The sequence below is a fragment of the Streptomyces sp. NPDC005492 genome, assembly GCF_040605995.1.
GTDB lineage: Bacteria > Actinomycetota > Actinomycetes > Streptomycetales > Streptomycetaceae > Streptomyces.
The window spans coordinates 77807-89461 of the sequence record NZ_JBEXDX010000008.1; the positions used below are offsets into that span (position 1 = coordinate 77807).

Here is an 11655-nt window from a genome sequence, read left to right on the forward strand (position 1 = left end):
TCAGGCCGGAGGCAGGCAGCCCTTCGACGGGGGCCTGCCCTCCGGCCAGGCGATCTTCACGAAGCGGGTGCCCTTCCGCGGGGTGAGTTCCACTATCGGTACGGCCTTGTCGTACGGATTGCCGTGGACGTCCAGGCAGATCCAGCCGCTCGCCCCGCTCACCCGCAACGAGCCCTTGACCTGCGGCCATTGGAGGCCGACATCGGCCAGGGGCGGAATCTTGTGCTGGTCGGGGGTTGCCTCGCGGATGCCGTGGACGGCCAGTCGCATCGCGTCGTAGGCGATGATCGCCTGGCCGTCGTCGAGGGCGACCGTGCCGATCGGGCCGGAGGGTGCGGACTTGGCGGCCGTCAGCAGCCGTTCGAAGTCCCGTGTGTCCTGGGCCGAACCGCCGGTCGCCGGGGCGCCCTTGAGCCAGGCGTCCGGGTGGGCGAGCGCGGTGTAGCGGACGGTGACGCCGTGCTGGAGGGCGCTCGCGTTGAGCTTCTTGTCGGCGGTCAGATACGAGCCCTCGTCGCCGGTGAGCACCGTGAACGCGCGGGACTGGCAGCCGCGGCGGCCCAACGCGTTGATGAACTGGCGCAGTTGGGTGTGTCGGCCGGCGAAGAACACGGTGTCCAGCTTCGTGTCCGTGTCGCAGACCAGGTCGGTGATCTGCCGGAAGGTGTTGGGCGTGCTCCCCTCCTGGCTGCGGTCGGCGGGCGGGGTGAACGGCCAGGAACCGTACGGCGATCCCTTCAGCAGGGTGGCGAAGGCCTGTTGGAGTGTCTTCGTGTACGGGTCGCCGGGCTTGTCGTAGACGAGCAGGGCCCGGTCCGCCGTCACCTTGGCGAAGGAGGCGAGGGCGCGCGCCTCGTCGGTGTTGGTGGGGGAGACCCGGGCCAGCCCCGGGTAAGGGTCCTTGCCGCGCTGCCCGTTGGCGAGGTCGTCGGCGGTGATGGACGAGCCGACCACCGGGACGCCCGACGCGGTCAGCTTCGCCACCGCCTTCTTGTTGTTGTCGGTGCTCGTCCCTATCCCGGTGACCGCCCGCAGCCGGTCGGACGACTTCGTCATCGCCACGATCCGGTCCACTGTCCCCTCCCAATGGGCGCCGGTGGCACCGGGGTTGGCGAGCACCAGCCGGATGTACGGGGTCTCGCCGTTGTCGTCGTGGTTGGCCGTGTACTGGGCGAGGTAAGCGCCCTGCAGTTCATGCAGCACGTCGTTCATCATGTCGGTGTCGGTCGCGGTGAACGGCTCGAAGAGCGCGACGGTGACGTACGTACCCGCCTTGAGACTCCGGTTCTCGCGGGCCACCGCCCTGATGGTGTCGGCGAACGGGCGCTGACCGAAGTCGAACCCCGACGTGGACACCCCCACGCACTCGTCACTGTTCTCGGGGCGGGCCACCCCGGCCGCGCACGAGCGGTCGTCGTGCAGGACCGTGCGGATCAGCACGACCAGGCCGAAGACCAGCGCGGCGGCGACCACCAGGGCCGTCCAGCGGTAGATCGGGAGGGTCCGGATCCGGTAGATCAGCTCGCTCGTCCACCCGCTCATCGCAGGCCCCCGTTCCCGTCGTTGCCGTCCGGCACCCGCAACGGACGCCCGGCCAGCGCGTCCTCGGGCCACTGCTGCGCGGCCCGCCACAGCAGTTCGCTGCCCGCGGGCCAGATGTTCGACAACTGCTCCAGATCGAAGTGCATCCGGCCCGCGACCTCCTCGTCCGGCAGCACCAGAGGGTCCGTCACCTGCCACACCGCGTACAGCAGCCGTCGTACGGTCCGATGCAGGGTCGCGTCCACGCCGTCCGGGGGCTCCTCCTCGGCGTCCGTACGGCCGAGCGCCACGTCCTTGCGGTGGTCGCCGGGCGCGCCGATGTCCCGGCCGTGTGGATCGTGCGCGTGGTAGTAGGGCGCGGCGGTGACGAACCGCAGCGTCTCCAGCCAGGCGCGGGGGGCGATCCCGCGGAAGGTGTCGCGCAGATGGGCGACCGCGAACCCCGTGTCGCCCAGGGCGAGTTCGTGGTGCAGCCGGTAGCGGGCGCGGACCGGGGTGTTCGGGTCGCCGGGCAGGCCCGCGTAGTGGGAGAGCAGCGTGCGGTGCACGGCACGCCAGCGTTCGTGGTCCGCGTCGTCGAGATGCAGCCGCAGCAGGAGCAGGGTGCGCAGGAAGGGATCGCCCACGAAGTAGCCCGCGGCCGGGGGCAGTCCCTCCGCCGTGAGCTGGGTGCGCAGCCGGTTCACCCCGGCCGCGCCGAAACTGTCCCCGAGCCGTGCCTCGGCCAGCGCCCGCGCCGAGTCCCCGTCGTGCGCGGTGGCGAGGACGGCCAGCTCCTCCGCGAGGCCCGGCGGCACCAGCCGGTCGAGCAACTCCCGGTAGACGGGCCGCCGATCGCTCTCCTCGTCCCCGCCCGGCTTGAGTCCGGCGGTCAGCAGCTCACCCGGACTGACCGCTCCGGCGGGCCGGTTCTGCCGTACGGCCTGCCCGAGCACGGCCGCCCCCAGCGGGCTGCCTGCCGTCAACCTGTGGATGGCGTACGGCAGTTGGGGCGGCACCTCGACACGCGTAGCGTCGTCCGGGACACACACGTCCGCGATGACGCGGCGCGCCTCCTCGGGAGTCAGCGACGGCAGGGTCACCACCAGGGCCCGGGAGGACGGCGAGGCCCCCGGCGCCCAGCCGCTCGCCCGGGCCACCTCCGGCAGCGGACGCGGTACGGCGTCCGGCAGATCGGGATGGCGCTGACCGCGCAGGGCGGCGAAGAACACCACTTGGTCGCCGACGCCGTCGGCCCGCTCCTTCAGTACGGCCTTCATCAGCCCGGGACCGGCACCCGACTGCACGTTGTCCACGAGCACGACCGGCCGCCCCACCCGGCGCATCCGCTCCCACCGGCGCCGGTACGTCTCGCCCAGGTCGGCGAGCAGCGCCCGCAGCAGCCAGCGCTCGGCGTCCGCGCGGGAGGTGCCGTCGGCGCGGAAGTCCCGGGCGATCTCGATCAGCCCGCGCTTGGCGTCGCCGCTCGCGCCGGGATAGTCGCGGTACCAGTCCGCGCCCGCCTTCAACAGCCCGTTCGGCGTCCACACCAGGTCGAAGAGGGTGTCCAGGGTCGCCTCGATGAAGGCCTGGCCCACCGGACCCGTACCGGACACATTGGCGATCAGCCGGGAGGCGACCTTGGTGGCCCAGCCCTGCGCGATCACCGACCAGCGCCGGGCCGGGTCGCTCAGCAGCAGGATCCGCCGGGCCTCCTCGCGGGCACTGTCCTCGTCCCGGGCACCCCACCCGGTCGCACACACGGCGAGCAGGCCCGCCTCCAGCCGGGGGAAGTCGATGCTCCCGGCGCCGTGCACCACCGGCTCCCTGAGCTGCTCCGCGATCGTCTCCAGCGCCTGCCACACCGGGGACCAGGTCGCGGCGGGCCGCCCGCCCGGCAGCCGGGTCAGCCGGTCCGCCTCGCAGTCGATCAGCGCGACCGGAGTGTGCCCGCGGTAGGCGGTCCGCAGCTCGGCCAGCGCCATGCTCTTGCCGAGCCCGCGCGCCCCCGCGAGCACCACGAAGGGCGGTTCCCGGTGTTCGTACGGCGAGGTGAGGAGCTGGTACGGGCGCAGGCCGGTCAGCCGCGCGGCGAGACCGGGTGGCTGCGCCTCGAACAGTGCCCCGCGTCCATGCAGCCCTCTCCCCACCGCATCTCCCCCTGAGCGGTCGCCCGGCACCTCAACATGTCTATCAACACCAGGGTAAATAGGGGGAGTTGGTTCGGACTAGGTCAAGTGGTGTCCGTTGGGTTACGAAAATTGTCGGAACCGCGGATGTAAGGGAGCGCTACTCGACTGTGATCGAGTCCAACTTCTCCCGCAGATAGACATGCGAGTCGACAGCCTCGTAGGCCACACGCCCGACCGGCGCCGGCACGGACTCCACACGTGTACCGGGCGTGCACTCGCCGAAGTAGACGAGCGACATCAGCTCCTCGGCGGGCGCGTCGGCGGGCGGCGGCAGCACCCGGTGCCGACCCGACCGCCACCGGTCCCCGGTCCAACGGGCCATCAGATCACCGATGTTGATGGTGAAGGCATCCGGGTCGAACGGCGCGTCCTCCCACCCGCCCTCATCGGTGAAGACCTGCAGACCCCCCTTCCCGGCCTGCCGGTCGAGGATCGTCACCGTCCCGAAGTCGGTGTGCGGCCCGATCCGGAACTGCCCCGGCTCCGGCTCGCCGACAACTTCCGTCCCCGGATACCAGTTGATGTTGAACCCGTACGTCGGATGGTCCATGTGCCGGGAGAAGAAGTCGGGTTCGAGCCCGAGAGCGGACCCCAGGAGGGAGAGGAGCTGCTTCTCCAGCTCGCCCATCCGGTCGAGGTACTCCTCGCAGAGCGACCGCAGCTCGGGGACCTCCGCCGGCCACACATTGGGCGCGTACCACTCCGCGTTGATCACCGGGTCCGCGAAGGGCTCGTGCGTGGCGAAGGTCAGCGACTCCTTCAGATCGGGCGGCGTCTCGGTCCCCTCCGAGTACCCGTTGGCCTCGGCCCCCGGCCCGAGCCACCCACGCCCGCCGACCTTGGCGGAGTACGGCTCCTTCACGTCGACGGGCAGCGCGAAGAAGGATCGCGCGGCCTCCCGGATCCGCGCCCGCAGGTCCGGATCGACCCCGTGCCCGGTGACCAGCAGGAACCCGGCGGTCTGGAGGGCCTCGTCGACGGTGCGGGCGATCTCGGCGCGGGTGGCGGGGTCGCCGTCGACCCAGGGCCGCAGATCGATGGTCGGAATACGGGGGTTATGACGGTTACGTGGGTTATGCGGGTCACTCACCGATGTCCTCGTTCCACAGTTCCGGACGGTTGTTGATGAAGTCGCGCATCAGCGTGACGCACTCGGGATCGTCGAGGACGACGATCTCCACACCATGCTCGGCCAGCCAGTCGTGCCCGCCGTGGAAGGTGACGGCCTCGCCGACCACGACCCGCGAGATCCCGAACTGCCGCACCAGCCCCGAGCAGTACCAGCACGGCGAAAGGGTGGTCACCATGGTCGTCCCGCGATACGACCGCTGCCGTCCCGCCGCGCGGAACGCGGCCGTCTCCGCGTGCATCGAGGGGTCGTCGTCCTGGACGCGCCGGTTGTGGCCGCGCCCCAGCAGGGTGCCGTCGGGGCCGTAGAGCGCGGCGCCGATCGGGATGCCGCCCTCGGCGAGCCCGGCGCGGGCCTCCTCGACGGCGGTGGCGAGCCACGCGCGTGCCTGTGCCTGATCCATACGTCCCACTCTCCTGTGGCCGAAACACGAGGGCAACGTGCGGAAAGTACTCTCCGGGCATCCCGCCGCCGGACGAAGTGTCCACGCGCTGTCCCTGGAGGTGCCCGTGGCCGCACTCACCCTCCGCGAAGTCCTGGACCTGGACCCCGTACGGGCCGCCGAGCCCGTCCTGCTGGCCGGCGAGGCCGCGCTCGACCGCCCCGTGCGCTGGGTCCACTCCAGCGAGGTCTACGAGGGCGCGAACTTCCTCGACGGCGGCGAACTCCTCCTCACCAACGGCTTCGGCCTCACCGACACGGACGCCGAGATCCGCCGCCGCTACGTGCGTGAGCTGGCCGCCCGGGGTGCCTCCGGCCTGGCGGTGGAGATCGGCCGCTCGCTGCCGACGATGCCGGCGGAGGTCACCGACGAGGCCCGCCGCCTGGGCCTGCCGCTCCTGGCCCTGCACCGGGTCGTCCCCTTCGTACGGATCACCGAGGCGGCGAACCGGGCGATCGTGGCCCGGGGCCTGTCCGGCCGCTCGGTGGCACGACCGTGGGGCGACGACCACACGGCGGCCCTGCTGGCCGACCTCGCGGACCGCGCCGCGCTGAACCAGCCGGAGGTCGAGGCACGCTCGGCGCTGGCCGGCTTCCACCCCGGCCCTGGCGCCCGGCTGATCGGGGTCTCGGTGCACGGCACGCGCGAGGTGGCGGCCGTGGACCGGGCGGTACGGCTGCTGGGCGGGGCGAGCGTGCTGCGGGCGGCGTTCCCGGGCGACGTACTGGCGCTGCTGGCGCTCCCCGCCTCCGTCGCCGGCGACCCGATCCGCACCGTCCAGGAGGCCTTCCGTACGGCCGCCGATCCCGGGCTGACCGTCGCGGTAGGGCACGTGGTCGAGGCGGGCAGCGGCTGGCTCCGCTGGAGCGACACGCTGCGCGCGGCCCGTACGACCCTGGAGCTGGCCCTGACGGTCCCGGCCGCCGAACCCGCCGTACCGGAGGGCCCGTTGGTGACCTCGGCGCGAGCACTCGCGCTGGAACGGGAGCTGACCCGCGGCGGCGTGGACGCGAACCGCGACCGCCTCGCCCGCCTGGTGCAGCACGCGCTGGGCCCCCTGCTGGCCTGGGAGGCGGCCCACCCCAGCGACCTGGTGCGCACGCTCGAGGTCCACCTACGCCACGGCTGCTCCCCGACCCGCACGGCGTCCCTGCTGCACATCGGCCGCCAGTCCCTCTACCAACGCCTGGAGCGCATCGAGTCGTTGCTCGGCCTGGAGATCGACGACCCGGATCTGCTGGGGGAGTTGCTGGCGGCGGTGTGCGCGCATCGGGTGGTGCGGGGGATGGGGGCGGTTGCTCGGGGGCGGGGTTTGCGGACGGTGGCTTAGCCAGGGTGACGAGGTCACCGCGCCGCCGTACCGCCGCCGGGCCTTGCCCGCTGCTGCTCGTTCCACCTGGCGCAGCGCTCGTACAGGGTCTGGACCTCGTAGTAGATCAGCCGGGGTGCCTCGTGCCACTCCGCTCCGGTCGAGCGCGCGTAGTAGTGCTCGTAGTAGCCGACCGCGGGGCGCAGCACCGGCCACACACTGATCAGCCCGGCGCCGATGAGCCCGAAGACGAACTCCTCGTCTATGAGGTCCTTGGCGAGCAGGATCGACAACTGGTTGTAGAACCGCAGGAGTCGTCGGACGTCCGCGTCCTGGCTGTCGTTGACGCAGGCCGTCCAGGGCGAGCCGTCCGCTATGGAGTCGTGGTACGCCCGCGCGTCCGCCGGGCACTGTGGCGAATGGGAGTGATGATCACGCCGGCGGCGGCGAGAATGATGGCGGCGGTCTGTAGGTAGTCGTCGAAGCCGGAGGACCCCTGGCCCTGGGCAAGTGTCAGCACAGCAGGCATGGCCCGAGAATGCCCACGGTGCGGTAGAAGACACCGTTCCGGCACGTAAGCGGATCCCCGTCCCACGGCGTATAGGGGGTGTGAAGGAGCTGGAGTTCGCGGAGTTCTACAGCAGCAGCCGGGACGTGTGCCTGAGGGCCGTGCTCGCCGGTGTGGGTGAGCGGCAGCTTGCCGAGGATCTGGTGGCCGAGGCGTTCACCCGGGCGTGGATGGGGTGGGCGAAGGTCGGCCGGCATCCTGCGCCCCGGGCGTGGGTCGTGCGTACGGCGTTCAACACCCGTGTCTCGTGGTGGCGGCGGAGGCGGCGCGAGGTCGCCCTCGACGACGCCGGGCACGACCGGGCCGCCCCCGCGGTCGCCGACGCCGGACTCGATCCGGCGCTGCTCGTCCTGTTGCGCCGACTGCCGCGCCGCCAGCGGGAGGTGATCGCCTTCCGGGTCTTCCTGGACCTCGACACCGAGGCCACGGCGAAGGCGCTGGGGATCGCACCCGGCACCGTCACCGCCCACCTGTCACGGGCCGTAGCGACCCTGCGCGGCCACCTCGTCACCCCGGAGGCCGGACCATGACCGAACTCGACACGAACGCACCCGACCTGGACGTACTGAACGCCCTGCGGGCCTCGCTCGCCGACGTCGCCCTCGACACTCCCGTCGAGCGGATCGTCGCCACCGGACGCGCCCGGCGCCGCACGCGCCGCCTCGGGCTGACCGCCGGTGCCACCGTCGCCGTAGCCGCGCTGGCACTGGGTGTGGCGACCTACGGCAACCCGTCCACCGCGCCGCCGTCGGACGAGATCGCGACCGGGGCCGGAACCATCCACATCCGTACCGCGGCCTACACGGTGGACAGCCTCAAAAACGGCTCGGTCAGGGTGAGTTGGGACAAGCAGGCCTACTTCGACGACCACGCGGGGCTGGCGAAGGCTCTGCACGACGCCGGGTTCCCGGTGCTCATCAAGGTCGGCGAGTTCTGCAAGGGGACGAACGACCCCGGCACGCTCGACCGCAGCGGCACCGGGCCCGGCGTGAACGACGTGCGTACGGCCCACCGGGAGGGCGACGACAAGGTGGTCTTCGACTTCGACCCCGCCGCGATGCCGGCCGGGAAGCAGATGTTCATCGGCTACCTGACGGCCGACCAGCAGAAGGCCAGCTCCGGCGGCAGGGTCGTCGGCTCGGTCGAGCGGATCGTGCCCACGGACACAAGCCAGTTGACCTGCTCCGACGACGTGCCGACGTTCGGCTGAGCGGAGGAGAGCCCGGGGGAGGGGGCCAGGAGGGGGGCTCCGTGCGGAGCCGGCGCGGTGGTGTGCACGTTCATCTTCACCTGCCACCTTCGCGTCGGCTCCGCGCTCAGCGGGTGCGGGCACGGCGCTCAGTTCGGCTCCGCGCTGACCGACCGCCAGATCCGGTCCGGCAGGACGCGTGTGGCCTGGTCGAGGTCGAGTTCGGTGTCGTCGACGCCGGAGAGCCAGCGGCGGGCCACGCCGATCAGCGGGCCCAGGACGAGGGACTCGATCAGGGCGGGCGGAAGCGGGGCCAACTCCCCTGAGTCCACGTGGCATTGGATCCACAGGGCGAACACCGACAGCCTGGCCTCCTGGGAGTCGCGGAGTTCTCGGGCCCGGGTCATGTTGCGCTGGTCGGTCCTGGAGGAGTGCAACAGCAGGGCGGCGTCCCGGTGTTCGCGGACGAAGGTGAGATATGTCCGTACGATCGCGCGGATGCCGGTGCGGGCGGTACGGGTGGCCCTGAGCGCGATGGTCAGCTCGTCCAGCAGCCGACTCAGCCACCGCTGCGTCAGGGCGTCGTACAGCCCGTCCAGACTGCCGAAGTGGTGGTACATGCTGCCCAGGCTGACACCGCTGGCCCTGGTCACGGCGTTGACGGTGAGGCCCTGTTCACCCTGTTCCGTGAAGACGCGCAGCGCGGCGTCGAGGAGCAGGTCGGCCGTGACCTCTCCGCGCTGTTGCTTTGGGCTCATGCCGGACAGCGTATGGGTGATCCGTTCTAGAGTGAATTTCTAGAGCAGATTTCTGGAACCCTCTTCCGGTCTGGTCACCTGTAGATCCAGACTTGGCGGTACCCGGGCCCGCGTCCGCCCGTTTCGGGGGATACGGACGGCCGTGGACCCGGGGCTTCCCGTCCGCAGTCCGATGTCACTCCGACGTCACGCTCCCTGTGACCGTCACCGGGAAGCCGCTGCACAGGCGTTGGGTGGTGTACGGGCGCCAGACGGGCGGGCCGGCCAGGGCGAGGCGGGGCAGGCGGGTCTCGAGGGTGGTGAGGGCGATGGCCAGTTCCCTGCGCGCGAGTTGGGCGGCGATGCACGCGTGGATGCCTTCGCCGAAGGCGAGGTGGCGTGGTGTGCCGGTGCGGTGCGGGTCGAAGGCGTCGCCGCCGGGGAACGCGCTCTCGTCGCGGTTGATGGCGGCGAGGAGGAAGCGCACGGGGGTGTGGGGCGGGAGGGTGACGGTGCCGACGGTCATCGTGCGCCGTGTGGTGAGGTTCGCGGAGTTGATGACGTGGGGGCTGCGGTAGCGCAGCGCTTCCTCGACCCACGTCCCCGTGTCCTCGTGCAGGAGGGGCGCGGTGTGGGGGTGCTCGATGAGGGTGAGGGCGGCCAGGTCGATGGCCGCGAGAGCCGAGGTGTAGGAGCCCCACCACAGCATCCAGCACAGGCGGGTGATCTCGTCGGCCGGCATGAGGTCGGCGGCCTCGATGAGACGGGCGAAGCCGGAGCCGGGGCTGAACCGCTGTTCACGGACGGCGGTTTCCATGTAGGTGAACAGGGCGCGGGAGGCGTCGTCGGCGTCGGCGGTGTCGGCCGGGGTGGCCCTCGGATAGAGCGCTTGGAACATCCGGGCGGGCAGCGCGGCGAGGAGCTCGAAGTCGGCGTCGGGAATGCCGAAGACGGTGGCCGCCGCCCGCTGGGTGAACGGCAGCGAGTACGCGGTGTGCAGGTCGGCGGTGCCGTTCTCGGCCAGGGCGACGGCGAGTCGGTCGGCCAGCTCCTCGGCCGTCTCTGTCATCCGCTCTTCGGCCTGCGCGAGGAGGTCCCGGTCGAACGCCGCCGAACCGACGCGGCGTAATCGGGTGTGGCGCGGCGGTACGGCCTTGATGAGGGCCTGGTTGAGGGTGCGCAGGGTGTAGGAGTCGGCGTCGTGCACCGGCGCGTCCCGCAGGTCGGGGTCCTTGAGCAGGGTGGCGTAGTCGTAGTGGGAGACGTAGGCGGTGCCGTCCGGGTCGCGGTGAACGGGATGGTTGGTGCGCAGCCAGGAGTAGAAGGGGTACGGGTCGCTGAGCTGCTCGGGCTCGGAGAGGGCATCGAACAGGCAGAGGTCGGGCATGGCCACCTCGGTCGAATGGGGGCGGGAGCGGTAGGCGCTTCGGCCGGAAGCCCAGGCCGTTCTCGCGAACCGAGGGAAGCCGGGCAATCCGTACATCACCCACCCCGTACCCCCTTCATGCCGCCCTACGGCTGCCGCTGCCGGCGAGGCAGGCCGTTCCGCATGGTCGGCGTTTACGGCGGCCCTCGTTACCAGCGCACCGCGCTGAAATCGATGGCGCGGGGCCGCAGTTGGCCGGTGCGTGCCGTCAGCCGTCGTAGCCGCTGGGCCATGTCATCGGCGGGGAGCTGGCGGCGGTCGCCGTGGCCCGGTAGGAGCCACTCGAAGCGCAGCCGGTCGACTGTTCGGGCCAGGGACGCGGCCAGTTCGGTGATGGAGTACCAGGTGACGCTCTCGGCCACCTCGATGTCCCCGGTGCCGCGCGACCAGTAGAAGCTGTCGCCGCTGAAGCAGTACCGCTCGTCCGCGAGGAAGAGCACGCTGCCCTGGGTGTGCCCGGGTAAGGGGAAGGCGACGACCCCTTCGGCGATCCGCGTCGGGTCGGTGCCGCGGAGTACGCGGTCGGCGTCCGGGGCGGCGTCGAGGTCGCCCTCGTGGATCCACAACTGGGCACCGAAGTGATCGGCGTAGCGTCGGCCGTGCGCGACGTGGTCGCGGTGGGTGAGGAGGACGTCGGTGACCGGGCTCAGCGACTCGTAGCGCGCGGCCAATGAGGGGCTCCAGCGCGGTGTGTCCACCATTATCGCCGTGCCGTCGGGGCGGCGCAGCAGGTAGGAGTTGGCCCCCGCGGTGTGCGGGGAGTTGTGCCCGCACAGGTACACGGTGTCGTCCAGGGCCATCGGGAAGGGGTCCTGCGCCGGTTCCAGTCGACCGGTCGGGGGGCGGATCGAGCGCGGGGGGCAGGCGTGCGCGGCGGCGTTCATCTGCCGGACCTCGGCTTGGCCGCGCGGCTGGCGCAGTACGACCGAGCGGCCGTCGACCTCGCCGATCAGACCGGGGGCGAGCTGGCGGGCCACATCGCAGTTCGTGCACCGCTCGTCCACCCGCCAGCCGTCCTCGAACCGCTCCTCACCCATGGCCATCCCCTTCCGTACCGACGTCCGCCGAGCGGCGGCTCGTCTTCAGGGGTATCCCGCACCGGGTGGACAGTGGAAGGGGGGTTCGGGCCTTGTGCTTACGGG

The 11655-nt window shown here is 71.5% G+C and carries 11 protein-coding genes; 3 read left to right on the top strand and 8 right to left on the bottom strand.

All coding sequences use genetic code 11. The features are described from left to right. The 4 genes from ABZT04_RS13620 to ABZT04_RS13635 all read right to left on the bottom strand — a co-directional run bounded on the left by ABZT04_RS13620 (position 1) and on the right by ABZT04_RS13635 (position 5245). The gene (locus ABZT04_RS13620; RefSeq protein WP_356056331.1) at positions 1-1542 is read right to left on the bottom strand and encodes a hypothetical protein; all 1542 of its coding nucleotides are present in this window, start codon (positions 1540-1542) and stop codon (positions 1-3) included. Continuing rightward, the gene (locus ABZT04_RS13625) at positions 1539-3671 is read right to left on the bottom strand and encodes a hypothetical protein (RefSeq protein WP_356056333.1); all 2133 of its coding nucleotides are present in this window, start codon (positions 3669-3671) and stop codon (positions 1539-1541) included. The genes ABZT04_RS13620 and ABZT04_RS13625 overlap by 4 nt, the downstream gene beginning before the upstream one ends. A 139-nt stretch (positions 3672-3810) precedes the next feature. Then, positions 3811-4803, bottom strand: a complete 993-nt coding sequence (locus ABZT04_RS13630; protein ID WP_356056334.1) for a 2-oxoglutarate and iron-dependent oxygenase domain-containing protein — start codon at positions 4801-4803, stop codon at positions 3811-3813. Further along, the gene (locus tag ABZT04_RS13635; protein WP_356056336.1) at positions 4796-5245 is read right to left on the bottom strand and encodes a nucleoside deaminase; all 450 of its coding nucleotides are present in this window, start codon (positions 5243-5245) and stop codon (positions 4796-4798) included. The genes ABZT04_RS13630 and ABZT04_RS13635 overlap by 8 nt, the downstream gene beginning before the upstream one ends. A 106-nt stretch (positions 5246-5351) precedes the next feature. Here ABZT04_RS13635 and ABZT04_RS13640 point away from each other — a divergent pair, with 106 nt between their 5' ends. Continuing rightward, positions 5352-6614 (top strand): PucR family transcriptional regulator, encoded by a 1263-nt coding sequence (locus ABZT04_RS13640; RefSeq protein WP_356056338.1) that lies wholly within the window; start codon positions 5352-5354, stop codon positions 6612-6614. A 14-nt stretch (positions 6615-6628) separates the two neighbouring features. On the opposite strand, the gene ABZT04_RS13645 is transcribed toward ABZT04_RS13640, so the two are convergent. Next, positions 6629-6886 (bottom strand): hypothetical protein, encoded by a 258-nt coding sequence (locus ABZT04_RS13645; RefSeq protein ID WP_356056340.1) that lies wholly within the window; start codon positions 6884-6886, stop codon positions 6629-6631. 316 nt (positions 6887-7202) lie between these two features. Here ABZT04_RS13645 and ABZT04_RS13650 point away from each other — a divergent pair, with 316 nt between their 5' ends. Then, entirely contained in the window at positions 7203-7691 is a 489-nt protein-coding gene (locus tag ABZT04_RS13650; protein WP_356056342.1) for a sigma-70 family RNA polymerase sigma factor, read from the top strand. After that, positions 7688-8371, top strand: a complete 684-nt coding sequence (locus ABZT04_RS13655) for a hypothetical protein (protein ID WP_356056344.1) — start codon at positions 7688-7690, stop codon at positions 8369-8371. Before ABZT04_RS13650 ends, ABZT04_RS13655 begins: the two co-directional genes overlap by 4 nt. A 128-nt stretch (positions 8372-8499) precedes the next feature. On the opposite strand, the gene ABZT04_RS13660 is transcribed toward ABZT04_RS13655, so the two are convergent. The 3 genes from ABZT04_RS13660 to ABZT04_RS13670 form a co-directional block, all read right to left on the bottom strand. Further along, the gene (locus ABZT04_RS13660) at positions 8500-9108 is read right to left on the bottom strand and encodes a TetR/AcrR family transcriptional regulator (RefSeq protein WP_356056347.1); all 609 of its coding nucleotides are present in this window, start codon (positions 9106-9108) and stop codon (positions 8500-8502) included. 175 nt (positions 9109-9283) lie between these two features. Next, a complete protein-coding gene (locus tag ABZT04_RS13665) occupies positions 9284-10474 on the bottom strand; it encodes a cytochrome P450 (protein ID WP_356056348.1) in 1191 nt (396 codons plus the stop codon). A gap of 188 nt (positions 10475-10662) precedes the next feature. Next, a complete protein-coding gene (locus ABZT04_RS13670; RefSeq protein ID WP_356056349.1) occupies positions 10663-11550 on the bottom strand; it encodes an MBL fold metallo-hydrolase in 888 nt (295 codons plus the stop codon). Between the last annotated feature and the right edge of the window lie 105 nt (positions 11551-11655).

Coding starts and splice junctions, on each gene's coding strand:
- ABZT04_RS13620 (WP_356056331.1), bottom strand. CDS start 1,542: ATGAGCGGGTGGACGAGCGAGCTGATCTACCGGATCCGGACCCTCCCG.
- ABZT04_RS13635 (WP_356056336.1), bottom strand. CDS start 5,245: ATGGATCAGGCACAGGCACGCGCGTGGCTCGCCACCGCCGTCGAGGAG.
- ABZT04_RS13655 (WP_356056344.1), top strand. CDS start 7,688: ATGACCGAACTCGACACGAACGCACCCGACCTGGACGTACTGAACGCC.
- ABZT04_RS13660 (WP_356056347.1), bottom strand. CDS start 9,108: ATGAGCCCAAAGCAACAGCGCGGAGAGGTCACGGCCGACCTGCTCCTC.
- ABZT04_RS13665 (WP_356056348.1), bottom strand. CDS start 10,474: ATGCCCGACCTCTGCCTGTTCGATGCCCTCTCCGAGCCCGAGCAGCTC.
- ABZT04_RS13670 (WP_356056349.1), bottom strand. CDS start 11,550: ATGGGTGAGGAGCGGTTCGAGGACGGCTGGCGGGTGGACGAGCGGTGC.